Annotated in this window: 26 protein-coding genes and 1 other RNA gene; 19 read left to right on the top strand and 8 right to left on the bottom strand. The window is 67.3% G+C overall.

All coding sequences use genetic code 11. The features are described from left to right. Positions 1-5: 5 nt before the first annotated feature. The 4 genes from ACFQ0P_RS16035 to ACFQ0P_RS16020 all read right to left on the bottom strand — a co-directional run bounded on the left by ACFQ0P_RS16035 (position 6) and on the right by ACFQ0P_RS16020 (position 4,016). Positions 6-1,709, bottom strand: coding sequence for a DUF5979 domain-containing protein (locus tag ACFQ0P_RS16035; protein ID WP_204979626.1), 1,704 nt, complete (start codon positions 1,707-1,709; stop codon positions 6-8). A gap of 213 nt (positions 1,710-1,922) precedes the next feature. Then, a complete protein-coding gene (locus tag ACFQ0P_RS16030; protein WP_204979624.1) occupies positions 1,923-2,093 on the bottom strand; it encodes a CsbD family protein in 171 nt (56 codons plus the stop codon). 274 nt (positions 2,094-2,367) lie between these two features. Beyond that, on the bottom strand, positions 2,368-2,706 hold the full coding sequence (locus tag ACFQ0P_RS16025; protein WP_204979623.1) for a hypothetical protein: 339 nt from the start codon (positions 2,704-2,706) through the stop codon (positions 2,368-2,370). After that, a complete protein-coding gene (locus ACFQ0P_RS16020) occupies positions 2,703-4,016 on the bottom strand; it encodes an MFS transporter (RefSeq protein WP_204979622.1) in 1,314 nt (437 codons plus the stop codon). Before ACFQ0P_RS16020 ends, ACFQ0P_RS16025 begins: the two co-directional genes overlap by 4 nt. A 20-nt stretch (positions 4,017-4,036) precedes the next feature. Between ACFQ0P_RS16020 and prfB the strand changes: the two genes are divergently transcribed. Beyond that, positions 4,037-5,149, top strand: coding sequence for a peptide chain release factor 2 (prfB, locus tag ACFQ0P_RS16015; protein WP_204979621.1), 1,113 nt, complete (start codon positions 4,037-4,039; stop codon positions 5,147-5,149). A 23-nt stretch (positions 5,150-5,172) separates the two neighbouring features. Here the strand turns inward: prfB and ACFQ0P_RS16010 are convergent, their stop codons facing one another. Further along, positions 5,173-6,561 carry an HNH endonuclease signature motif containing protein gene (locus ACFQ0P_RS16010; RefSeq protein ID WP_378772832.1) on the bottom strand — a complete coding sequence of 463 codons (1,389 nt, stop codon included), beginning with the start codon at positions 6,559-6,561 and terminating at the stop codon, positions 5,173-5,175. Between the two features lie 148 nt (positions 6,562-6,709). Between ACFQ0P_RS16010 and ftsE the strand changes: the two genes are divergently transcribed. The 3 genes from ftsE (at position 6,710) to smpB (ending at position 9,319) form a co-directional block, all read left to right on the top strand. Then, positions 6,710-7,828, top strand: a complete 1,119-nt coding sequence (ftsE, locus tag ACFQ0P_RS16005; protein WP_204979620.1) for a cell division ATP-binding protein FtsE — start codon at positions 6,710-6,712, stop codon at positions 7,826-7,828. Then, positions 7,825-8,739, top strand: coding sequence for a permease-like cell division protein FtsX (gene ftsX, locus ACFQ0P_RS16000; RefSeq protein WP_204979619.1), 915 nt, complete (start codon positions 7,825-7,827; stop codon positions 8,737-8,739). The genes ftsE and ftsX overlap by 4 nt, the downstream gene beginning before the upstream one ends. A 103-nt stretch (positions 8,740-8,842) precedes the next feature. Beyond that, the gene (gene smpB, locus ACFQ0P_RS15995) at positions 8,843-9,319 is read left to right on the top strand and encodes an SsrA-binding protein SmpB (RefSeq protein ID WP_204979618.1); all 477 of its coding nucleotides are present in this window, start codon (positions 8,843-8,845) and stop codon (positions 9,317-9,319) included. A 21-nt stretch (positions 9,320-9,340) separates the two neighbouring features. Here the strand turns inward: smpB and ACFQ0P_RS15990 are convergent, their stop codons facing one another. Beyond that, the gene (locus tag ACFQ0P_RS15990; RefSeq protein WP_204979617.1) at positions 9,341-10,012 is read right to left on the bottom strand and encodes an SIMPL domain-containing protein; all 672 of its coding nucleotides are present in this window, start codon (positions 10,010-10,012) and stop codon (positions 9,341-9,343) included. A 58-nt stretch (positions 10,013-10,070) separates the two neighbouring features. Between ACFQ0P_RS15990 and ACFQ0P_RS15985 the strand changes: the two genes are divergently transcribed. Both ACFQ0P_RS15985 and ssrA read left to right on the top strand, forming a co-directional pair. Beyond that, entirely contained in the window at positions 10,071-10,547 is a 477-nt protein-coding gene (locus ACFQ0P_RS15985) for a nitroreductase/quinone reductase family protein (RefSeq protein ID WP_378772827.1), read from the top strand. A gap of 120 nt (positions 10,548-10,667) precedes the next feature. Next, positions 10,668-11,036: a transfer-messenger RNA gene (ssrA, locus tag ACFQ0P_RS15980) on the top strand. 232 nt (positions 11,037-11,268) lie between these two features. Here the strand turns inward: ssrA and ACFQ0P_RS15975 are convergent. Both ACFQ0P_RS15975 and ACFQ0P_RS15970 read right to left on the bottom strand, forming a co-directional pair. Beyond that, positions 11,269-12,435: a tyrosine-type recombinase/integrase gene (locus ACFQ0P_RS15975; protein ID WP_204979615.1), complete on the bottom strand. Its 1,167-nt coding sequence runs from the start codon at positions 12,433-12,435 to the stop codon at positions 11,269-11,271. A 52-nt stretch (positions 12,436-12,487) separates the two neighbouring features. After that, the gene (locus tag ACFQ0P_RS15970; protein WP_378772931.1) at positions 12,488-12,802 is read right to left on the bottom strand and encodes an RNA polymerase sigma factor; all 315 of its coding nucleotides are present in this window, start codon (positions 12,800-12,802) and stop codon (positions 12,488-12,490) included. 208 nt (positions 12,803-13,010) lie between these two features. On the opposite strand from ACFQ0P_RS15970, the gene ACFQ0P_RS15965 reads away from it, so the two are divergent. From ACFQ0P_RS15965 to ACFQ0P_RS15905, 13 genes are all read left to right on the top strand, one after another. Beyond that, positions 13,011-13,427: a transposase gene (locus ACFQ0P_RS15965; protein ID WP_204981455.1), complete on the top strand. Its 417-nt coding sequence runs from the start codon at positions 13,011-13,013 to the stop codon at positions 13,425-13,427. Between the two features lie 534 nt (positions 13,428-13,961). Beyond that, positions 13,962-14,411, top strand: coding sequence for a hypothetical protein (locus tag ACFQ0P_RS15960; protein WP_204979613.1), 450 nt, complete (start codon positions 13,962-13,964; stop codon positions 14,409-14,411). An 88-nt stretch (positions 14,412-14,499) separates the two neighbouring features. Continuing rightward, positions 14,500-15,162: a DsbA family protein gene (locus tag ACFQ0P_RS15955; RefSeq protein WP_204981454.1), complete on the top strand. Its 663-nt coding sequence runs from the start codon at positions 14,500-14,502 to the stop codon at positions 15,160-15,162. Then, positions 15,111-16,181, top strand: a complete 1,071-nt coding sequence (locus tag ACFQ0P_RS15950) for a flavin-containing monooxygenase (protein ID WP_378772820.1) — start codon at positions 15,111-15,113, stop codon at positions 16,179-16,181. The genes ACFQ0P_RS15955 and ACFQ0P_RS15950 overlap by 52 nt, the downstream gene beginning before the upstream one ends. Positions 16,182-16,577: 396 nt before the next feature. Beyond that, positions 16,578-16,847 carry a TFIIB-type zinc ribbon-containing protein gene (locus ACFQ0P_RS15945; RefSeq protein WP_204979611.1) on the top strand — a complete coding sequence of 90 codons (270 nt, stop codon included), beginning with the start codon at positions 16,578-16,580 and terminating at the stop codon, positions 16,845-16,847. Beyond that, positions 16,828-17,394 (top strand): signal peptidase II, encoded by a 567-nt coding sequence (locus ACFQ0P_RS15940; RefSeq protein WP_204979610.1) that lies wholly within the window; start codon positions 16,828-16,830, stop codon positions 17,392-17,394. Before ACFQ0P_RS15945 ends, ACFQ0P_RS15940 begins: the two co-directional genes overlap by 20 nt. Continuing rightward, positions 17,391-17,726 (top strand): DUF6804 family protein, encoded by a 336-nt coding sequence (locus ACFQ0P_RS15935; protein WP_204979609.1) that lies wholly within the window; start codon positions 17,391-17,393, stop codon positions 17,724-17,726. The genes ACFQ0P_RS15940 and ACFQ0P_RS15935 overlap by 4 nt, the downstream gene beginning before the upstream one ends. Then, positions 17,723-18,316: a TlpA disulfide reductase family protein gene (locus tag ACFQ0P_RS15930; RefSeq protein WP_204979608.1), complete on the top strand. Its 594-nt coding sequence runs from the start codon at positions 17,723-17,725 to the stop codon at positions 18,314-18,316. The genes ACFQ0P_RS15935 and ACFQ0P_RS15930 overlap by 4 nt, the downstream gene beginning before the upstream one ends. Then, a complete protein-coding gene (locus ACFQ0P_RS15925) occupies positions 18,313-19,086 on the top strand; it encodes a cytochrome c biogenesis CcdA family protein (protein WP_204979607.1) in 774 nt (257 codons plus the stop codon). Before ACFQ0P_RS15930 ends, ACFQ0P_RS15925 begins: the two co-directional genes overlap by 4 nt. Beyond that, on the top strand, positions 19,067-20,752 hold the full coding sequence (gene resB / locus ACFQ0P_RS15920; RefSeq protein WP_204979606.1) for a cytochrome c biogenesis protein ResB: 1,686 nt from the start codon (positions 19,067-19,069) through the stop codon (positions 20,750-20,752). Before ACFQ0P_RS15925 ends, resB begins: the two co-directional genes overlap by 20 nt. Beyond that, positions 20,749-21,687 carry a cytochrome c oxidase assembly protein gene (locus ACFQ0P_RS15915; protein ID WP_378772812.1) on the top strand — a complete coding sequence of 313 codons (939 nt, stop codon included), beginning with the start codon at positions 20,749-20,751 and terminating at the stop codon, positions 21,685-21,687. The genes resB and ACFQ0P_RS15915 overlap by 4 nt, the downstream gene beginning before the upstream one ends. Positions 21,688-21,749: 62 nt before the next feature. Continuing rightward, positions 21,750-22,751, top strand: a complete 1,002-nt coding sequence (gene ccsB / locus ACFQ0P_RS15910; RefSeq protein ID WP_204979605.1) for a c-type cytochrome biogenesis protein CcsB — start codon at positions 21,750-21,752, stop codon at positions 22,749-22,751. Next, a complete protein-coding gene (locus tag ACFQ0P_RS15905; RefSeq protein WP_204979604.1) occupies positions 22,751-23,146 on the top strand; it encodes a DUF4307 domain-containing protein in 396 nt (131 codons plus the stop codon). Before ccsB ends, ACFQ0P_RS15905 begins: the two co-directional genes overlap by 1 nt. Positions 23,147-23,170: the final 24 nt, after the last annotated feature.

Below are 23,170 nucleotides of genomic sequence, written 5' to 3'. Positions count from 1 at the left end.
GGGCGCTACGACACCCTGCTGCGCCGGCGACGCAGCTGCGTGAGGACGCCGACGGCGACGAGGAGGAGCCCGGCCACCGAGATCGCGGCAACGGCGCTGCCGTCGCCGCCCGTCGACGCGAGCGACGGGGGCCCGTCGACCGCCAGGGGAGTGGGCGGCGTCGAGATGATCGGGTTGGTGACGGTCACCGTGACCTCGACGTCGGCGGAGACCACCAGCGACTCGGTCGACAGGTGCGGTGCACCCCACGCCGCGCCGGTCACCGGATCAGGCGAGCGCTCGGCGAGGGTGACGACCGCCCCGACAGGGAGCGGCGGCGAAGTGACGGCGGTGCCGTCCGCCGGCAGTTCGAGGGTCCCTCCGCCTGCTTCGTAGCCCGGTCCGGCCGGGTACGTGTAGTCGAGGAGGAACGTCGCGTCGGACGGCACGAGCTGCGCGCCCGAGCCGGAGAGCTCCTTCGACGCCGAGAACACTCCGGTGGCGAGGCGGGCCTCATTCGTCAGCTCGACCGTCGCCACCGTGGCATTCGGGATCGCGAAGTCGTTCACCGAGAAGACGGGATCGGCCCACGCGATGCTCGATGGCTCCGTGGGCAGGACCTCCTCCAGGTGGACGATCGAGCCGGCGGGGAAGGCCTCGCTCGTCCAAGTCGTGCCGTCAGACACCTCGAACTGTCCCGAGTGGGTCGTGCCCTGCGGGTCGGTCACGGTGAACGTGCCGGTGAACGCGATGTCGACCGGTTCGCTGTGCCAGACGACGTCCTTGGTCACGGAGAAGCGGCCGACGGGTTCGCCCCCGCCGGTGCCGCCGCCGCCGCGCCGCACGACCTCGCCCGAGACGGTGACGGTGCGCTGACCCTCGATAGCGACCTCGGCGTCGTTGGTGTACGTCCGGGCGACGCCGCCGTCGGTGACGCGCGTCGTGTACAGGACCTTGTAGAAGTAGCCCGGCTCGCTGACGAAGGTGACGGTCGATCCGTCGGGCGAGACCGTGTAGGTGTCGGCCGGCTTCGGCCGCCAGCCGACAGGACTGGGTTCGCCCGTCGGCCCGATCCCCACGGCGTTCGCGTGCCGCACGGTGGTTCCCGGCAGGATCTCCTGGCCGGGGCCGGGAGTGTCGACCACCGTTACCGTCTCGCCTCCGACCATTCCTCCCGGCGGTGCCTTGACGCCGACGACCCACTCGATCGTGCCGGTCTCGGCGTCGTAGGTGCCGCCCTTGTAGTTGACGACGCCGTCGAACTCGCAGTTCGGCGCGCAGGTGTCTTCCGCGGGTGTCACCGTGATGTCCGCGGACACGTCGCCGAGGTCGAAGACGACCTCCTGGGTTTCGGTGACCTCGGTGGTCACGGTGGTCCAGAAGTTGAAGGTGCCGGAGAGGTTCCGAGGGTTCGCGGTGATGTACTCGGCATCCAGGTCGCAGACGAGCTGCGTGGCCGTGACCGTGCACCGACCCACCTCGGTGACCCCGTCCGACGCGACGAGCGAGAACTCGTCGGCATCGCCCTCGAGGCCCGGCGGCAGATCGATGACGAAGCCCGCGGGCGGCGTCGGGTTGTCGGGCAGCGACCAGGTCCCCGTGAGTTCGGCGTGTTCGCCGGACTCGACGGTCGACTGGACGAAGTCGAGCTCCGTGATCGTCGCCTCCGTCGCGAACGGCGGTGCCGCGTGGCCGCCCGCGGCCGCTGTCAGCGCGGTCAGAACGCCCACGATGACACCCGCGGCCAAGCCGGTGAATCGAGTACCTCTTCGATGTTGCATGTCTCCCCTTTGCAATCGCACGGTGAGTACGAGCCATCAGGGCGAGAAACGTGACGCGCGCGGGCGGAAAACTTCGGCGGATGTTGCCGCGCGGGGTCGACTCACGCGGGAGCCCGCGACACCCGTGGTGCCGCGGGCTCCCGCTCAGCGCGAAGAGGGACCTTACTTGAAGGTGTCCTTCACGTCCTCTGCCGCCTTCTTCGCCGAGGCCTCGACCTGGTCGGCCTTGCCCTCGGCGACGAGCTTGTCGTTGTCGGTGGCCTTGCCGACGGCCTCCTTGGCCTTGCCGGTGAGGTCCTGAGCGGCGTTCTTGATCTTGTCATCGAGTCCCATGGGGAGTGATCCAGGTGGCGAGGATCCACTGACGGCAGCCCTCGAGGGCGCCGCCCGAGTGAGGCGGGGGCTGGATGCCGCGGCCCTCAGTCAGCTCTCGCGATGCTCCGGGGCATCGGGTTCTCGTGCGTCCTGTCGTCCTGACCGGGGATGGCCGGCTGCGGCATCCCTCCCGCGCGGGCCGCGAGCGCGACGAGGACTACTTAGCGACTTCCTCGGCCCGGGCGGTCATCGCCCCGGGCAAACATCGGGCGAAGGATGGGGCGCGGTCCGGTCATCCGGCGGTGTTGAACCACTCCCGGCGGCGCGCAGCCTCGTCCGACCCCTCTTCGGGGTCGGAGGTGTCGTGCTCGGCGATGCGGCCCTCCTCCAGCGGGATGAACCGCAGGCACTCCGTGCAGAGAGCGCGCCCGTGGGGATAACCGTCGGCGCTGCGCGGAGCGGGCGACGCGGCGGCGCCGGAGCCGACACAGCGGGGTGGGTCGGCCGAGGCATCCGTCCACATGATCGTGCGATGGCGGTGCAGACCCGCGTGGTCGAGAGGCCGGGTGCACCGGCGGCCGAGATTGCGGCTTCGGCAGAAGCGCAGCGGTCCGACGTCGGCGGGGGTCATCCACGCACCCGCGGGATGAAGCGGGGCACCCACCGGACGAAAGCACCGGCGCCCAGCAGTCCGATCGCTCCGATCGCGCCCGTCGCGATCGAGAGAGTGGACACCGCCGCGATCGCCGACACCAGGAGCGGTGCGACCGCCCCGCCCGCGTCCGTGAGCGTGCGCCACGAACCGAGGAAGGGGGCTGGGTCGTCCTTGGGTGCGACATCCGCCCCCAGCGTGAGCAGGATACCGCTGGACAGGCCGTTGCCGACTCCGAGCACCGCGGAGAACATCGCGAACCACATCGCGTTCTGCGGGGTGTCGTGCGTGAACGCGAGGGCGATGAAGCCCGTGCCCATCAGCAGCATCGCGGGGAGTGCCGCCCACAGGCGTCCGAACCTGTCCATGACCTGCCCGCTGGCGTAGAAGAGGGCGAAGTCGATCGCGCCGGAGATGCCGACCACGAGGGCGATCGTCTGCGCGTCGAGCCCGATCGAGACGCCCCACAGCGGCAGCACGACCTGTCGCGCGGAGCGCACGGCGGCGAGGGATGCCGCGGCCAGCCCGAGCCGCGCCAGCACGCCGCGGAAGTGCCGCATCGTGCGGAACACCCCGGCGCGCCGGCCGTCGACCGTCGGAGCTGCGCGGAGCGAGGCCGTGATCGGCTCGCCCGTGTCCTCGACCGCCTCCGGGTCGTCGGTGCGCGTCGCGCGTGGCGCGGGCGGGGCGATCGCCGCCTCGGGATCGGGTCCGAAGAGGACGAGCAGGATCGTGGCGACGAGGCAGACGCCGAAGAACCACACCGCGGCGTGCTCGTCGCCGAACAGGGCGAGGAGCCCCGCCGCGACGAACGGGCCGACGAACATCCCGAGCCGGAACGTGCCGCCCAGCAGTGACAGTGCGCGTGCGCGGAACGCGAGCGGGACGCGCGTGGTCATGAACGAGTGGCGTGCCAGCCCGAACGCGGCCGCGCAGAAGCCGATGAGGAAGACGGATGCCGCGAGCACGCCGAGCGAAGGCGCGAAGGCGAGTGCGACCACCCCGCCGAGGGAGAGGATGCCGGCCGCGGTCATCGTGAGTCGTTCGCCCATGCGCGCGACGGCCCAACCGGCGGGGATGTTGCCGCACAGCTGACCGACGACGAGGGCGGAGGCGACGAGGGCGGCGGTCGCGATGTCAGCTCCGAGCTGCGCGGCGATGACGGGGATCAGGGGGAGGATCGCGCCCTCGCCGAGTGCGAACAGCACCGTCGGGCCGTAGATCATCGGGGCGAAGCGCCACAGCACTTCCCGGGCGGCGGGGGAGTCCGGGCGATCGCTCACGTGCATCCACGTTAGTCTGGAGTGTCATGCTCGAGCTCGATCTGTCCGCCGATATCCAGGCCCTGCGCTCCACGTTCGCCGACATCAAGGCGGTCGTGGACGTCGAGGCGCTCACCAGCGAGATCGCGCGACTCAGCGAGGAGGCGGGCGCCCCCGATCTGTGGGACGACGTCGAGAAGGCGCAGAAAGTGACGAGCACGCTCAGTCACCGTCAGGCGGCGCTCAAGCGCGTGGCCGACATCGAGCAGCGGCTCGATGACCTCGACGTGCTGGTCGAACTCGCGAACGAGATGGACGACGAGGACTCCGCCGAGGAGGCGCGGCACGAGCTCGCCGAGCTCGAGGACATCATCAGCCAGCTCGAGGTGCAGACGCTCCTGGACGGCGAGTACGACGACCGCTCGGCCGTCGTGACGATCCGCTCCGGTGCCGGCGGCGACGACGCCACCGACTTCGCTGAGATGCTCCTGCGCATGTACCTGCGGTGGGCCGAGCGTCACAAGTATCCCGTGAAGGTGATGGACACCTCCTACGCCGAGGGCGCGGGGATCAAGTCGGCGACCTTCGAGGTCGACGCTCCTTACGCGTACGGGACCCTGTCGGTCGAGGCGGGAACACACCGCCTCGCGCGGATCAGCCCGTTCGGCTCCGCCGACAAGCGCCAGACGTCGTTCGCCGCGGTCGAGGTCATCCCCGTCATGGAGGAGGCCGTCGAGGTCGACATCCCCGAGGGCGACATCCGCGTGGACGTCTTCCGCTCGTCCGGGCCCGGCGGACAGTCGGTCAACACGACGGACTCCGCGGTGCGCATCACCCACCTGCCGACGGGCATCGTCGTATCGATGCAGAACGAGAAGTCGCAGATCCAGAACCGCGCCGCCGCGATGCGGGTGCTGCAGACACGCCTGCTCCTGCAGAAGCGCGAGGAAGAGGCGGCGAAGAAGAAGGAACTCGCGGGCGTCATCACCGCGAGCTGGGGCGATCAGATGCGCTCGTACTTCCTCTACGGCCAGCAGCTCGTGAAGGATCTCCGCACCGGCCACGAGGTCGGCAACCCCGCGATCGTCTTCGACGGCGACCTCGACGGCTTCATCTCGGCGGGCATCCGCTGGCGCAAGCGCAAGGACGACGACGACTGACGCGTCGGGTGCGCTGACGCAGATCAGAACGGCGCATCCTGCGTGCGGCCCGACCCGGGCCGAAACGTCGGCCCGGACGCGAACACGGGACGTTCAGGTCTGACGAGGTACCGCCGACCGGTCGGTGAGGTCCACAGCAGGGCGCCCCCCTCGTCGGCGAGTTGCTCGATGGTCCAGCCTCCGTGGTGCTTGATCGTGTGATGCCCCTGACACAGGGGTGCGTGATTGTTCAGGGCAGTGGACCCGCCGTGCTCCCAGGCGATGTTGTGATCGATCTGGCATCGGTCTGCGGGGATGCCGCAACCCGGCGCCATGCACCTGTCGGCCCGCCATCGCACCAGGCGCCGCAGCGACGCCGGCGGTCGGTATCGGGTGCGACCGATCGAGAGGACCATGCCGGTCTCGGGGTGCGTGAGCACCCGCATCCATCCCTCATCGGCGCCGCCGCAGAGCTCTTTCGCGACCCCGAGCGGCACCGGACCGAGCCCCTCGACGGTTGCCGGGGCGATCCCTTCGGCGTGACGAGCGGCATCGTCGTGCGCGAGCAGCGCAAGGGCGGGGACGGTCACGGCGACACTCGCACGAATACCCGCGACCACTCCCGGGTGAGCGGCCATCGAACCCTCGATCAACAGGTCGCAGAGGACATCGGCGCGCGCCTGGTCGAGTGTGCGGGTGTCGAGCTCGGCGCTGCCCGACGGTGCGACAGGCTCGGCAGCAGCGGAAAGGCCGCGCCCGTCGTCCGCTCCTCTGCCGGTCAGCGCTTTCGCCATGGCTGTGATCCGCCCGTGGAGCGCGTGCGCTTCGACCGCGGGGAGGAGAGCGTGCAGCCAAGCCATTCCGTCGGCGGCGGGCTCGACCAGGACGCGTCGATCTTCAACCGCCCGCTCGTGCCGTTCGGTGAGGGTCGCGGACTCCTCCACCTCGATCAGTCGTCGCAATGAGCGTCGGAACGAGCCGACCGGGAGCTCCTCTGCCAGCTCCACGGCGCGAGTCGTCAGGCGAGCCCGCGTCGCCTCGCTCGCACCCTCGAGCAGTTCGACGAGAACCTGTGCGTGCCGCTCCGTCATCCGCGCCCGACCGAGCGAGTCGAGCGCGGCAGGGTAACGCTCGACGAGCGCCTCCGCCTGAGCCAGCAGCATCCCTGCGGCATGCTCGGTGATGCGCAGGGCGGACGCGAGCTCCAGCCGGACGGAGCGCTCGATCACTGCCGGAATCGCGGTTCCGTACGCGCCGCCATCGGCGAGCGCGTTGCGCCGCAGGTCGTCTATTCGCTGGAGCCGCTGGGCGGCCAAGACCGCCATCAGGTTCGCGACGTCTGCGACGAGATCGACATCGTCGGGCAGCGCGGGAGCCCACGCATCTTCGTCGTCGGTGACGATGTCACGCGGGTCGATCAGCTCGGGTTCCATGGCGATGACGTTAGAACATACCTACGACATCGAACGTCGCGCCGCGGATTCGTGGCGCGGCGTCGCGCGGGGGCATCGGGAACCCGGTCGCACGGCTCAGGGTGTCGCAGGAGGAGAGCGGCAGTCGGCCGCTTAGGCTCGATAGGCCATGATCCGGTTCGAGAACGTCACGAAACGCTATAAGGGCACTTCGAAGCCTGCCCTGAACAACGTCGACTTCGAGGTGCTGCGCGGGGAGTTCGTGTTCCTCGTCGGCGCCTCCGGATCGGGGAAGTCCTCCTGCCTGCGCATGGTGCTGCGCGAAGAGACGCCGTCCGATGGGCGCGTGGTCGTGCTCGGGCGCGACCTCCGCACCCTCTCGAACCGCAAGGTGCCGTACTTCCGGCGCCACATCGGCGCCGTCTTCCAGGACTTCCGGCTGCTGCCGGGGAAGACGGTCTTCCAGAACGTCGCGTTCACGCTCCAGGTGACGGGGTCGTCGCGCGGGTACATCCAGCAGACGGTGCCCGAGGTGCTGGCTCTGGTCGGCCTGGACGGCAAGGAGAAGCGGCTTCCCCACGAACTCTCCGGTGGTGAGCAGCAGCGCGTCGCGATCGCACGCGCTCTCGTGAACCGCCCCCAGGTGCTGCTGGCCGACGAGCCGACCGGGAACCTCGACCCGGCGACGTCCATCGACATCATGCAGCTGCTCGCGCGCATCAACGGCGGCGGGACCACGGTGGTCATGGCCACGCACGAGGCCGGTTTCGTCGACCAGATGCAGCGTCGCGTCATCGAACTCCGCCACGGCGAGATGGTCCGCGACGAACGTCACGGCGGCTATGGCGACACGTCGGGCCTGCCGAGCCTCGCCCCCCAGGAGGAGCGCGGCGCGGCAGCCGTGGCCGCCCTCACCGCCGTGCTCGAAGTCCAGCGCGAAGCGGCCGCCGCCGCGGCGGCCGGGCTCGACCCGACTGCCGTCACGAGGGACGAGTCGTCGGATGCCCCCGCCGAGCGGGAGACGGATCCCTCGACTGCGCCGGACGCCGCGGCCGAGGCATCCGCTCCGGCCATTCCGCCCCGCCCGGCGCCGCCTACCCCCACGGCGCCCGAACCCGAGTCCGAACGAGAACCCGAGTCCGACCCCGAACCCCAGCCGGCGCCCGTCTCGCACACCCAGCCGATCCCCGTCGCCGACATCCCCGAGGTCGACGTCGCCGAACTCGGTCTCGCCGACCGTCTCGGACTCGACCGGCGAGATGACGACGAAGTGGGGCCGACGTCATGAGGGCCGGACTGATCCTGGGCGAGGCCTTCTCCGGACTGAGGCGCAACGCGTCGATGGTCGTCTCGGTCGTACTCGTGACGTTCGTGTCGCTGACGTTCGTCGGGGCGGCGATCCTCATGCAGATGCAGATCGCGACGATGAAGGATTTCTGGGTCGACCGGGCCCAGGTCGCCATCTACATGTGCACGGCGATCTCGCAGGCGCCGACGTGCACGGACGGCGTGGCATCGGAGGAGCAGCTCGCGGCCGTCCAGGAGAAGCTCGAAGGTCCCGCGCTGGCGCCGCTCATCCGCGACGTCCGATTCGAGGACAGCGAGGAGGCGTATCAGAACGTCATCGAGTTGCTCGGCGAGGACTACGCGAGCGTCATCACTCCCGACCAGCTTAACGAGACGTTCTGGATCAACCTCATCGACCAGAATCAGTCCGACGTCATCATCGAGGCGTTCGGCGGAACCGATGGTGTCGAGGAGGTGCAGGACCAGCTGCAGTATCTCGAGCCGCTCTTCTCCGCCCTCACCGTCGCGACCTACATCGCGGTCGGCATCGCCGCCCTGATGCTCATCGCGGCCGTCCTCCTGATCGCCACGACCATCCGGCTCTCGGCCTATGCGCGACGGCGTGAGCTGGGGATCATGCGCCTGGTCGGAGCATCCAATCGCTTCATCCAGACGCCGTTCGTGCTGGAGGGCGTTTTCGCCGCGCTGATCGGCTCGCTCCTCGCGAGCGCGGCGGTGCTCGCCGGGGTCCACTTCGGCGTCGATCAGTACCTGCGCGGTCGGGTGGAGTTCGTCACGACCTGGGTGAGTGTCGCGGACGCGTGGATCGTCGTGCCGGTGCTCATCGTGATCGGCGTGGTGCTCGCGGGGCTTTCGGCGAGCTTCGCGATCCGCCGCTGGCTGCGCGCCTGACCGACCCCGCTTCGCGCCGCGCGCGTCGCCGGGGGTAGACTGAAAGGCTGCCGTGCGCCCGCACGGTGGTTCGACAAGCTCAGCAACCGGAAACGGAGCGATCATGCCCAGGGAACGCGGGGAGAAGGTCGTCGCGACCAATCGTCGCGCGCGCCACGAGTACACGATCGAGAAGACGTACGAGGCCGGCCTGGTGCTGACCGGAACCGAAGTGAAGTCGCTGCGACAGGGTCGAGCGAACATCTCGGACGGCTATGCCTACATCGCGAACGGCGAGGCGTTCCTCGACGCCGTCCACATCCCGGAGTACTCGCAGGGGCACTGGACCAACCACGCGTCCAAGCGCATCCGCAAGCTGCTGCTTCACAAGGACGAGATCATCAAGCTCTCCCACGCCGTCGCTGCGGGCGGGTACACGCTCGTTCCCCTCAAGCTCTACTTCAACGACGGTCGCGCCAAGGTCGAGATCGCGGTCGCCAAGGGCAAGCGCGAGTACGAGAAGCGCCAGACGATCCGCGAGCGCGAGGACAAGCGCGAGGCCGAGCGCGCGATGCGCACGCGCAACCGCCTGGGGGAGTAGAGCGGATGCCGCGACCGCCCGCTACCGGGCCGTGAACCGCGCCTCGACCGCAGCGGTGACGACGATGTCGTCGGGCTGAAGCTGCACCGAGGGCCCGCCGCCCATGCCGGCGTCGGCGAACTCGGCCTTGGCCATGAGCATGCGCGGCGCGGGCTGCGGGGGATCGTTGCGGGCGAGCAGTCCGACGTCGGCGACCTCGAGCGGGGTGACCGACGCCAGCCCGAGCGCACCGGCATACGCGTTGGCGCGGGTGACGGCGACTCCCACGGCGCCGGCCGCGACCTCGCGCTCGACCGCGGCCCGTGTCTCGGGCGTCAGCTGCCACTCGATCCACCCCAGCTGCACGCCCTCGCGCTCGGCGACTTCGCCTGCCCACCACGACAGCACCGTGAAGTCGGTGAACGTCGCGGTGAAGTCGACCGTCGCGTAGTGCACGGGCGCAAGTCGCTTGCCGTCGGCGCTCCACGGACGCTCCGACCACACCGACACGCGCTGGCTCGTCCACTCGGCGACCGTTCCCGCCGCGGAGCGGGCCGTCAGGTCTTCGCGCACCGGCTCGCTGTAGGCGGCCATGCGTTCCACCACCGCCCCGCGCTCGGGCCCCTCGGCGCGGATCGTGAGGTGTGCGAGCGCGCGCTCGGGCGCGATGCGCGCCTCGTGCTCGCCGCGGACCGTGATGACGACTTCGCTCATGCCGCCGACTCTACTTCGCCGTTGCGACAGCGAGGGGTACCCGGGAAGGATGCTGAGCGTGACCGAGTCGCCGCGCGCTTCGAGTGCCCGCATCCCGCCGCGCTGGTTCATCCGCACCGCGTGGGTCGTGCACCGGGCGCTGTACCGCGTCACCGGCGGACGGTTCGGTCTGCGGCGACCGACCGACACCGTCTACGGCATGATGCGCCTGCACACCGTGGGACGCCGCACGGGCAAGGAGCGCGTGGCCATCGTCGCCTACTTCGAGGACGGGCCCGATCTCGTCACGATGGCGATGAACGGCTGGGACGAGCCGCCGCCGGCGTGGTGGCTCAACCTCCAGGCCCACCCCGAGGCTCGGGTGGACCTGCCTGGCGGGGAGCGGCGCGTCCGCGCCCGCCGCGCCGCCGGGGCCGAGCGCGAGCGACTGTGGGACGTGTTCCGGGGGCTGGAGGGTGCGAACGTCGACCTCGACGCGCTGGCGCGCCTGCGCTCTCGCGAGACGCCGATCGTCGTGCTCGAGCCGCTGCCGTGATCCGTGCGGTCCGCGCGGAATGGCGGGGGCGCGGCATCCGTTGTATCCTGATGTGCTCGGATGCTTCGGCTCCGAGTGTTGGAAACTCCACAGCGTGACAGCGGCCCTCCACGGGTTCATGGGGATGATCGGTTTCGACATCGCCTGCGAATCTGCGGGAAGCGGGCCGAGGATGCAGAGCTATCTCGTTAACGCTCTCTGCAAACCAATAAGTGCCGAACCTAAGCGCACTGAACTCGCCCTCGCTGCGTAAGCGAGCCTGAGTTCCGTCAGACCGTAGGCGTTCCCGCTACGGACCCTGGCGTCATCTAGGGGACTTGCTGTGTGGCGGCGTCTGGACGCCACACGGGACTCTTTCCAGACTGGGCTCGTCGACTTAGGTGTCTGTGACAAAGGTCGGAGCCGAGCAGAACGTCTTCACAGACTGCGCCCGGAGAAGACGCAGTATCCCAGCGATGGACGGGGGTTCGATTCCCCCCATCTCCACAATCCGCTGTCACGGAACAAGGCCCTGAGAGCCGCGTAATTACGCGGTTTTTGGGGCCTTCGTTCGGTACTGGTGAGATGCCTTGAACCTCGATCGCCCACAAATCGCCCACAAACGTTTGGGGCATATAGGTCGAAACGTGTGTCCGAAAGCCGCTAGTTGTGGATTTCGGGCCTGCGGGCGCGAGCAAGCGCGAGTCGGTCGTTGAGCGAGCGCAGCGAGACGAAACGGGAATCAACTCGCCCAGAGGCGGCCGACATCGGCGTTCAATCCGCCCTGATTCATCCGTTCGGCGACGTCGGCGAGGTCGTCGTCGAACAGATCGGCGTACGTGTCGAGCGTCATCGCCGCCGACTTGTGTCCCAGCATCCGCTGCACCGCCTTGACGTTCGCTCCCGACGAGATCGCTAGGCTCGCGGCGGTGTGTCGGAGGTCGTGCGGTGTCAGCCTCTCGATGTCGGCGAGATCGAGCGCGGTCGTGAACCACGAGTTCACCCCGTACTGGGTCTTCGCGCGGCGCAGATGCCTGCCTTCCAGGTCGGTGAAAACTAGATCGTCGGCCCGCTTGGCGCGGCAGAGTTGCTTGAGCGGGTCCTCGAGGAACGCGGGGAACGGGACGAGCCGGCGTTCCCAGTTCTTCGGAGTGCCGAGCACGATCTTGCCCTCGACCTCCACGGCCGCGCGCTGCACTTGGATGCGATGTCTCGGGAAGATGATGTCGCTGACGTGCATTCCGATCGCCTCGCTCCAGCGGAGCCCGCAGTAAGAGAGCACGAGGATGAGGGTCTTGTGGATGTCGTTGTTCGTCGACTCGGCGAGGCGGACCACCTCGGCATGCGTCAGGTAGCGTCGAGGCTTCTGCGACTGCTTCGGTGGCAGATTCTGGGCTCCGCGGGCGACGTTGCGCGGGATGCGGCCGTCGCGCACGGCGGTGTCGAGGATTCCGGCGAGCACTCCTAATGCGCGATAGACGACACTCGCCGAGCGAGGGTTGGCGCCGGCCTTCTCACTCTTCGTGCGCTTCGTCGTGGCTGTTCCCTCGGAGAGCTCGCGGATCCACTGCTCTACGTGAGAGGCGCGGATGTCGCCGATGCGAACGTCGCCCCAGCGCGGGAGGACGTAGACCCTCCACGACGTCTTCAGCGAACTGAACGATGAAGGCTTGAGCGCGTGCTCCTTGTTGCGGAGCCACTCGACGCCGAGGGAGCCGACGGTGATGCGCGCCTCGCCCGGATCGGTGTAGGAGCCGTTCGATCGCGAGACATCGGTGTGCGCCAGGTAGAGCTCGGCTTCCTTCTTGGTCCTGAAGCCTTTCCGTTCGACCTGCTTCTGCTGGTCGTTGCGCCAGCGGACGCGGTAGCGCCGCCCCGCCTCGATCTCGTACGCCGTGATGCTTCCCATGAGTCACCTCGCGGCCAGGGTAGCCCTGACATGCGACGTCTGCGACGGCAAACTAGCGACATGCGCGTGTCTTGTGGATAACTGCTGCCTGTTGCGGTTCGTGGAGGAACCGAAGCCTTCTCAGATGCCCCGTCGTGAGATCGGGTCGCAGAAAGGGAGCGTCGACTTCGACCCCAAAGCGTTCGCTCAAGACTCGTTCGAGGCGTTGGAGCGCACGCTGATAGCGGGTGCGTGCAGTGGATTCGTTCATACCCAGGAGCCGTGCGGCCGCGGCGATGCTAAAGCCATCCCAGCGAACGAGCGTCACGAGTTCACCTGACTTCATATCAAGCGAACGCACGGCACTTCGAACGTCGGCGGCCCCCATGCTCGACACGGCGGGAGTATCGGCCGCGTTGGCTTGCGAACTGGTACTGCGTAGGTAGTCGCGGAACTCACCGGCGAGGTCGAGATACCGGGCGGTGTGCCTATGAGACGGTGGCGCAGATCGCAGCACGCAAGAAACATCTGGACCCGCTCTTCGCCGAAGCGGCTCTCTCCGACGCCGAGTTTGCCCCGGTCGCTGCTCGCTTGGGCTGCTACGCGGGATCTCGGCTCTGACCGCATATGCCCTGGCGGTCGTGATCGGCGACTGGCACCGCTTCACCGGGAACACCATCGGCGCGTATCTCGGGCTCGTGCCGACCGAGTACTCGTCGGGTTCATCCAGAGCTCAAGGAGCGATCACCAAGACCGGCAACGCCCACGCCTGCCGACTCCTGGTCGAGTCGGCCTGGCATCACAAGAAGGACTACCGGCCGGGCGCGGTCATGCACGCCCGCTGGGCAGCCGCGCCGACAGACGCGGTTCTCCGCGGCCAGGCCGGCAACCGTCGACTGCACCGCAGATGGCAGCAGTTCACCCTTCGGAAGAAGCGATCCACCGTCGCCGCCGTCGCGGTTGCCCGCGAGCTGGCCGGCTGGTGCTGGTCCCTGGCCCTCATGGACAGCTGACCCCCCAAGACTGGGACCGATGATCATCACGGCGATGACGGCATCACGAGGAGCGATCCTCGAGGTTGCTATGAGCAGTCCACCCGCTTGGGCAGGCGACGCTCGACCTTAGCCACGCGACACCCGCTCCCCATCGAACAGCCCGTCCTGCGGTAATCAACCCGCGCATTTCAGCCTGACCGTGCGTCGACACCGACACGCTGTCACCGCCGAACACGACCGTCGATCCCACGAACGAGCGTCCGAGGGACGATCACCCCGGGCGCTCCTTCACCTGCCACTTGACAGCACACCACCCCATATCAGCAATCGCTCGCTCCGGGCACGACGTCATCCCCGCTCCGCTCGATCGGCCGATTGTCGGAGAGGCCGAAGCATGAGCAAGAACCCTCTCTCCATCCTGGGGTCGGAGGATGGCCCAAATGATCCCGAGCAGCCCCTCATCAAAGGCGACGCCACGTAATCCTCTGAGTTCTGCAAGAATCCACGGCTCCTTGGCATAAGGGTGCGTGGCCACGAGGTAGCCTAGAAGAGATGATCGCGCTGTCACGGAACCCGAGATCCGTGACCCTCAGCGAGCGGCTATTGATAACGAGGTTCATTACCAGCGTCGGATTGGCGTTGTTGCTCATCTTCGGAATCGCCGCAACCGCGCACGCCGAGTCGGATGGCTTGGCTCCAGCTGCTCTGATGAGCGGGATTCTCGACCCACATCTCGACGCGGTCACGACCGAGAGCGCTCATGAGGCACAGATCGGTGAGCCCGGGGAAACGGTGCTGCTGGTCGGAGCGGCACTGTGCGTTTTCGGCGTGCTTTGCGGACTCACCCTCATCGTGGCGGTGGTACGGCGATGGCTGCGACGCAGCATCCCGCCAATCCTCTCGATCATGCCGCGTGAGGCTCCTCCGCTGCTCGACCGTGCTACTGAACAATGGCGCGCGGGCGCTCTCACCTTGACCCAGTTGGGACTTTCCCGAACCTGACTTCGGCACGCCGTCCGTTCGGACGGTGCAATCGCCCGGGCACCGCCCGGGTCCTTTCCACGTGCCGTGTCTGTGTTTGGAGTACCCGATGAAAACCCCTCTCAAGGCTGCGATCGCGACCGCGGTCGTCTTGATCGTTGTGTTTGTTGCTGCGCTGATCTACATCCTCGTCAATCGAGACGTTCCGTCCTCGGCGGATGGCGACGCAACGCCGCCGCCTGTTGTTCAGGAGAGTTCGCACATCCTCGACGAGGGGGGTGACGGAGCCCCGATAGTCGTCGAGTTCCTAGACTTCGAGTGCGAAGCGTGCGGCGCGTTCTATCCGATCGTCGAAGACTTGCGTAAGCAGTATTCGGGTCAGATCACCTACGTGGTCCGCTACTTCCCGTTGCCGGGCCACTCCAACTCCACGAACGCTGCAGTGGCGGCGGAAAGCGCCGCCCAACAAGGCCGATTCGAGGACATGTATCACCGACTGTTCGAGACGCAGGCGGAATGGGGAGAGGCGCAGGACTCCCGTGCCGACATGTTCCGCACGTTCGCAGAGGAGCTCGGACTCGACATGGCAGCCTACGACGCCGCTGTCGCGGACCCCGCGACAGCGGAGCGAGTGGCACTGGACTTCGACGACGGACGGGCTCTCGGCGTCGCAAGCACGCCGACGTTCTTCATCGATGGCGAGATGCTCGAGTTGCAGGAATGGGGCGACCTCGAGGCCGCGATCGAGACCGCGGTGAACGGCGGATCCTGATGGTTGCCGGGTTGTCTCATCGGCGTGCAATCATCGTCGGCACGGGGCAGGCTGGCCTTGCCGTGGCGGCAGCCCTGAGCTCCGAAGGGCTGAAGCCGCAGCATGATTTCGTGGTGATCGACGCCGCCCCGAAAGGTGCGCGTTCGTGGGCTTCCCGGTGGCCCTCGATGGCGTTGCTCAGCGATGCCCGACACAGCGCCCTCGCGGTGCGACGCCTGCCCGGCGACCAGCGACGGCACCCGAGAGTCGACGAGATGGTGGACTACTTCACCTTCATCGAGGCAGCGCTCCGCGTGGAGACAGTGTGGGGCACTCGCGCCCTCGGGGTAGAGCACCGGGGGAACGGATCCACGCTGCTTCTGTCTACGACGGCAGGGGAGGTGCAGACCCGCAACGTGGTTTGCGCCACCGGCGCCGCCGCCCATGCGCGCATACCGGACTGGGCATCCGCGCTCACCGTTCCCGGGGTCATTCTGCACAGCAGTGAGTTCCAGCACCCTCAACTGGTCCCCACGGAAGATGTACTCATCGTCGGAGGTGGCAACAGCGGAGTACAACTGGCTCGCGAGCTGGCCGCGTCGCACACTGTCACCCTCTCGACCCGAACGCCACGACGCCAGCGCCCTGCGACCCGCCACACGTCTGGAGTGGAAGAGCGCACGTCATGGCTGTCGCGCAAGAGACGCCCCGAGCCGGTGCTCGGCGACAGCTACCACCAACTGCGCCGGAGCGGAGTCAGGCTCAAACCAGCGGTCGGCTCTGTCGAGGGGGCTCTCATCAACTTCGTGGACGGTACGCACACCCAACCCGGGTCCGTGATCCTCGCGACCGGATACCACCCGGGCGATGACTGGCTTCCCGAGAGTGCTCGAACCGATCGCTCGCGACGCACCATGACCGGATTGCCGGGGCTCTTCGTCGCCGGAATGCCGGGGTACGGCGGGCGAGGCTCAGACACGATCGCCGGCGTTTGGCGCGATGCCGCCGCGATCGCCAACCACATCATCAACCGCCCCTAAGAGGAACAATGACGAGAGCAACGCTCACCCACGGGTCTTGGGAGCCCACGAACTCCATCTTCGCAGGAGCGACGGCGGTCCTGCTGGCCTTCGGACTTCTACTGTCCACAGCGGATTCAGCGACTGCGGCCGACTCCACGCTGAGGTCCACAGCGGAGGCAGTCCCAGCGGCCACCTTCACCGCAGGTTCGGATGGCCACGGCATCCCCTCCGGTGGTGGTGAGTTCCTACCGGTCGCCACCGTGTTGGGGGGCACGATCATCGTCGGCGGCGTGCTCGTCATCGTATTGCGGGTAGCGCGGGAGCGTCGCCGCCGCGAGAAGGCTGTCGCTGTCGCGGCATCCCGGCGGCAAGCCCAGAAGGACGTTCAACTGTCCAAGACCGAAGGAGGAAATCATGAAATGCCCGATTGACGCCACCGATCTGCTCATCACCGACCGTTCCGGCATCGAAATCGACTACTGCCCGCAGTGCCGTGGCGTTTGGCTGGACCGCGGCGAACTCGACAAGATCATCGACCGCGCGCCAAACGACGTGCGCACCGATGCGTACAACTCAGGAGTAGCCCGCGGTTCCCACGGCCAGTACGAGGTACCCGCCGGCGAGCGCAACCAGCCGGTGCGCCGCAAGCGAGAGGGATTCCTCGGTGACCTCTTCGACTTCTGACGACGCGGCTCGCGCGCGTCATCTCCGTCTCCCCAGGTTCGCTGTCGCCTTCATCGTCGCGGGCGCGGTCGTCCTGATCGACCAGTTGAGCAAAGCTGCGGCGCTGGCGGGACTGAGCGAAACCGAACGCGTCCCGCTCCTGGGTGACTATTTCGGGCTGCAGCTCGCGTTCAATCCCGGCGCGATCCTCGGACTCGGGTCGAGCTCCACGTGGTTGCTCACCGTTCTCGGGGTGGCCGCCGTGGGGGCGTTGTTCGTCGCCGCAGTCCGGGCCCGTTCCCTCTGGTGGACGGTCGGCATCGGCTTCATTCTGGGTGGTGCACTGGGAAACGTGATCGACCGGTTGTTCGCCCCACCAGGACTCGGACGCGGGTACGTCACCGACTTTCTTGCCTACGGTGATTGGTTCATCGGCAATATCGCAGACGTTGCGCTCGGAATCGGTGCCCTCATCTTGGCGATCGGACTGTGGATCCAGCGTCGGGCCGGGGCCCGGGGTGAGGTCGGAACACAGCTTGGCGCGAGCTCGTCTGCGGGTGGACTGTGACAGGCAGCATCCGGACACCGTCCCGCTATCAGCGCAACGCGCTCGCTCCGAGCCTTCTCGCCGCGGCGACGCTGTTTCTCGCGCCCGTGCTGCTGGACGGAGAATGGTTCACCGTCGTGCTCTTCCTCGTCGCGATCCTTGCGGTGATCGTCGGCTGGTTTGCGATTCAGGCGCGCCAGTGGTGGTGGGCGCCGGTGTTCGCCGCGATCGCCGTGCTGTGGAACCCCGTCTTCCCGTTTGCGTTCGCCGGGCCGGTCTGGATCGCCGCGCAACCGGCCGCGGCGATCGTATTCCTGGTTGCCGGTGCGCTCATCAAGATCGAGCGCACGTGAACCGCACACTCGCGGTCGTTGCCGCGCTCCTCAGCGTTGCGGTGCTCGCAGGGTGCAGCAGCAACGAGGACCTTGCAGATCAGTATCGGGAGGGGAGCGCGAAGGGCTACATCTCCGGTGACTTCCGAGTCGTCGAGATCCCACCGGCCGACCGAGGCGCGCCCGTGGTCTTCGAGGGGGTCACCGAGACAGCGGAGCGGGTGTCCAGCGACGACTACCGCGGAAGGATCCTGGTGGTCAATTTCTGGTACGCCGCCTGTGGGCCGTGCATCGTCGAAGCCCCCATGCTCGAGGAAGTGTGGGAGGAGTATCAGGGTCAACAGGTCGACTTCCTCGGCGTGAATACTTACGATCAGCCCGCCACGGCCCTGTCGTTCGCCCGGGACAATAACGTCACCTACCCGAGCGTGATCGACGTCACCGATGGGAAAGTGAAGCTCGCGTTCGCGCAGGTCACCCCGATTCAGGCAACCCCGACCACGCTCGTCCTGGATCGGGAGGGGCGTGTCGCCGCGCGAATCATCGGCCAGTTGGCCAGCGCGTCCATCCTCTCCACCCTCGTCAAGGACGCGTTGGAGGAGCCGTCGTGAATCCGGGTGCACTGATCATGGATGGTGGCCTCTGGGTCGCGCTGCCGCTCGCGATGATCGCCGGTCTCATATCGTTCGTCTCGCCGTGCGTACTGCCTCTGGTGCCCGGCTACCTCGGCTACCTCGGGGGCGCGACCGCCGGGCAAGACTCTGCCGCGACACCGTCCACCGCGATTGTCCCGGTGAGGGGGGAGCGGGCGCGCCTTCTGCTCGGCGTCTCCCTTTTCATAGCCGGATTCACGGTCGTGTTCGTCGCCGTCACGGTTCTGGGTGGCACGTTCGGATACTTGCTGCTTCAGTATTCGAATGTCCTGACCCGCATCTTCGGGGTCGTGATCACCGTGCTCGGGCTGGTGTTCATCGGATTCTTCGGCCTCGCGCAGCGCACCATTCGCCCGCGGTTTCGCAGTCGCGCCGGACTGGTCGGCGCGCCTCTACTCGGGTTCGCCCTCGGAGTCGGATGGACCCCCTGCATCGGTCCCACCCTGGCGGCAATCCTGTCGATGTCGTGGAACCTCGGCGATCCGGCCCGGGCGGGGCTGCTCGGGCTCGCCTACTCGGTCGGTCTGGGCATCCCGTTCCTGTTGCTCGCCCTCGGGTGGGGGTGGGCTTCCCGCTCCGTCGGGTTCCTGCGCCGGCACATCCGCGCTCTGAACATCATCGGCGGCAGCCTTCTCGTCCTCCTCGGCCTCCTCATGGTGACCGGCTTATGGACCGCGATCATGTCAGCTCTGCAGCAAGTGGTGATCAATGTCCCCCTCCCGCTCTAAAAACCCCGCCGAAAGCGCTATCGATCCGCTCCGCCCGGGCGATCACGCCGACTCTGACGGCGCCGACATCACCCAGCCCGCGCTCGGTCTGACCGGATGGCTGCGGTGGGCGTGGCGGCAGTTGACTAGCATGCGCACCGCCCTCGTGCTCCTCCTCTTCCTCGCCATCGCCGCCGTCCCCGGCTCACTGTTCCCGCAACGCACCGCAGACCCCAACGGGGTCGTCCAGTGGGAACGCAATAACCCGGACGCCTTCCCACTCGCCGACGCGGTCGGCATGTTCGATGTCTACGCGTCACCATGGTTCTCCGCCATCTACCTGCTTCTGTTCGCCTCTCTGATCGGCTGCGTGATCCCGCGAGCCCGCCATCACTTCAGGGCTCTCCGCTCCCGGCCGCCCCGGACCCCAGCCCGCTTGACCCGTCTCTCCGCGTACGAGCAGACGACGCTCCCCGCAGGTGACGCCGGATCCGACCAGGTGAAGCTAGCAATCGCCCTCGCCGAGGAGCAGCTGCGACGTGCCGGCTACCGCGTCCAGCGGTACGACGGCCGTGGGTGGGATTCCGTGTCGGCCGAACGCGGCTATCTGCGGGAGACCGGAAACCTGATCTTCCACCTAGCCCTCGTCGGTGTGCTCGTCTCCGTCGCGATCGGCGGCTCGTTCGCATACACGGGGCAGCGCGTCGTGGTGGAGGGTACCACTTTCGTCAACGCGCTGAGCGACTACTCCTCATTCAACCCCGGTCGGTTCGTCGACGGGTCCGGCCTCGCGCCGTACTCCCTCTCCCTCGAAGACTTCGAGGTCACCTACGAACTGCCCGGAACACCCGGAGCGGGGCAGGCTGGGGATTTCTCCGCCGACGTCACTGTCCGTCGTCCCGGCGCGGCGGATCAGACAGAAAGTGTCGTGGTCAACTACCCGATCACGGTCGCGGGCGACCGCATCTATCTGCTCGGCAACGGGTACGCCCCTACCCTCTCCATCCGCAACGCGGAAGGAGAGGTGGTCTACCGCGAATCCCAGCCCTTCCTGCCACAAGACTCCAACTTGACCTCGCTGGGAATCATCAAGATTCCCGATGGCCTTCCGCAGCAGCTCGGACTCGTCGGATTCTTCTACCCCACGCAAGGCGTCCTGCCCTCTGGCGCCTTCACTTCGGTCTACCCCGATGTGATCAACCCGGTGATGACGTTCAACGTGTTCAGCGGCGACCTCGGCATCGACGACGGCACGCCTCGATCGGTGTACGCCCTCGAGGTCGACGCGCTCACTCAGCAGACAGGCGGAGACACCGGAGTCGACTCGCTGGAACTGACAATCGGCGAGACGGTGGATCTGCCCAATGGGTGGGGCACCGTGACCTGGGAAAGTGCCGGTGAGGAAGACCCGGTGAAACGGTTCGCCTCACTGCAGATCCAGAACGACCCGAGCAGCACCTGGGTGCTCGTGTTCTCGATCGTCGCCGCGGCCGGTATGTTCGCCGGCCTGTTCGTGCCACGCCGTCGGCTGTGGGTGAAAGCCCAACCGGCCATCGACGGGGTACGGATCGAGTACGCGGGCCTCGCCCGTGGAGAGGATCCCGCGCTCGCTCGCGCGGTGGTGGACTTCGCCGCGCAACACGCGGCTGCGTACCTGGCGGAGACAAGCGAGGCGACACCGCGATGAGCGAGTGGATGCCCGACGCCCCGCCGACCTTCCTGGGTTTTCTCACCCCTATGCCGTTGCCCTTTCCCGTCCTGCCCACGATCGCGGTGCTTCTGGCGGCGGCGTACGTCGTCGGGGCGGTTCGGCTGTGGGTTCAGGGTCGTCGCTGGTCGGTATGGCGTACTGTCAGCTTCCTTGTGGGATGTCTCGCGCTGGCGGCGATCACGGGACTCGGCGTCGAGGCATACGGATATGCACTGCTATCGGTGTTCATGTTCCAGCAGCTTTCGCTGATGATGGCTATACCGCCTTTGCTCGTGCTCGGTTCGCCCGGCACGCTGCTCCTGCGTGCGACACCTCACCATGGGCTGGGAGTGATCGTCCTCCGCGCCGCCCATGCCGGTCTGCGCAGTCCCGTATCCCGGTGGGCCCTGAGCCCATGGGTGGCCTTGCCCCTCTACCTCTTCGCGTTCTATGGGCTCTACCTCGCCGACGTCGCCGATCCCATCCTCGCCGCACCCGGCGGACATATCGGGCTCGAGGTCGCATTCCTGGCGGCAGGGATCCTTTTCACCATCCCGATTCTCTCGTCCGACCCACTGCCGGTGCGGTTCAGTCATGGCGGACGCGCCCTCGACGTGTTCGCCGAAGCGGCGCTGCACGCGTTCTTCGGCGTGTTCCTCATGATGGCCACCACACTGCTCATCGAGAGTTTCGCGGCATCCACGGTGGCGCTCGGGATGGACCCCTTAGAGGACCAGCGGCTCGCGGGTGGACTCGCATGGTCCTACGGTGAGGCGCCCACCCTGCTGATGTTGATGTTCGTCATGCACCGGTGGTTCCGCGATGACACCGCCCGAGACGCTGCGGACGCGCGCTACGCCGACGCCCACGGCGACCCTGAGCTCGACGCCTACAACGCCTACCTCGACGCGCTCCGTCAGAAGGACACCTGACGGCGGCTGACGCCGACACGATCTCTCTGGCAGCTCACCGACGATGAAGAGGAACTCACGCCATGACCGGAACAGGCACGCTCAGTCTGGACGACCTATCGCTTCTGCTCGTGTGGACGGCGATCTCGATCTACTCGCTCGCCTTCATTGCGTACACCATCGATCTCGCCCGACGCGCCGACGCTGAGGTGCGGGCGGAGCGGGTGCTCGTCGGTGCATCGGCTGCGGAGGGAGTGCCGGGCGAGCATCGCCCCGGGAATGTTGTGGTATCGCCGGCACGTCGACAGCGAATGCTGTGGTCCCGCATCGGGACGGCCCTGACGACCCTCGGGTTCTTGTTCCATTTGAGCGGAACCGTTCTCCGGGGAATCTCCGCTGAGAGGGTTCCGTGGGCGAACATGTACGAGTTCGCCCTGACCGGCACGGTTCTGATCGTGGCGGTCTACCTCGTCGTACTTTGGAGGTACGACCTGGGATTCCTCGGCGCCTTCCTGGTCGGCTTGGTGGTCCTGCTGCTGGGGGGAGCGACGATCACGTTCTATGTGGAAGTCGTCCCATTGATGGATCCGCTGAAGAGCGTCTGGTTGGTCATCCACGTCTTCGTCGCGTCACTGGCCACCGCTCTGTTCGCAATCGCGTGTGGCCTCGCCGCGACCCAGCTCATGCAATCTCGTCGCGAGCGTCGCGTCGCGTCATCATCCGAGGACGCCGAGCGGCTCCCGGGCGCCCGTTTCCTCACAACACTGCCTACTGCGGAGGTGCTCGAGTCGCTCGCCTACCGATTCGTGATCGTCGGGTTCGTGTTCTGGACCTTTACGCTGATCGCCGGTGCAATCTGGGCCAACGACTCCTGGGGTCGCTATTGGGGCTTCGACACCAAAGAGGTGTGGACATTCGTTATCTGGGTGCTCTACGCCGGCTACATCCACGCCCGCGCAACCCGGGGCTGGCGGGGGACACGTTCGGCGTGGTTGTGCATCATCGGGTTCATCACGGTGCTGTTCAACTTCACGATCGTCAACATGTTCTTCAAGGGGCTCCATGCCTACTCGGGGCTGACCTGATGACCACACGGCAGGAACTCGATGATCGCTACGGCCGCGCCAGGCGTCCGCTGCGGCGCCGAGCGTTCTGGATCATGGTCGCTGCCGTTGCCGCGGCATCCGTCCTCGGGCTGTCCTGGCTCACCTTTGCGAACTCCCTCGATGACGTCGGATTCGACGAGACAGGCTATGAGGTCGTCGACGAGCGCACCGTCAGGCTGACCTTCCAGGCGACTCCGCCATCCGGTGCCACTTTCGCCTGCGCGCTGCAGGCGCTCGACGAAGAGTTCGGCGTCGTCGGCTGGCGTGTCGTCGAGTACCCAGGATCCGAGACCGTCACACGGACGTTCGCTGAAACCATCCCGACGGTCGGCCTGGCTACTACCGGTACCGTCCATTCTTGTTGGGCGACATAGCCCTGCCGCGCCACGTACGGGACG

It is taken from the genome of Microbacterium insulae (assembly GCF_042677065.1).
In the GTDB taxonomy this organism is placed as follows: domain Bacteria; phylum Actinomycetota; class Actinomycetes; order Actinomycetales; family Microbacteriaceae; genus Microbacterium; species Microbacterium insulae.
The sequence above is the reverse complement of the archived record's forward strand: the minus strand, read 5'-3'. Positions and strand labels throughout refer to the sequence as shown.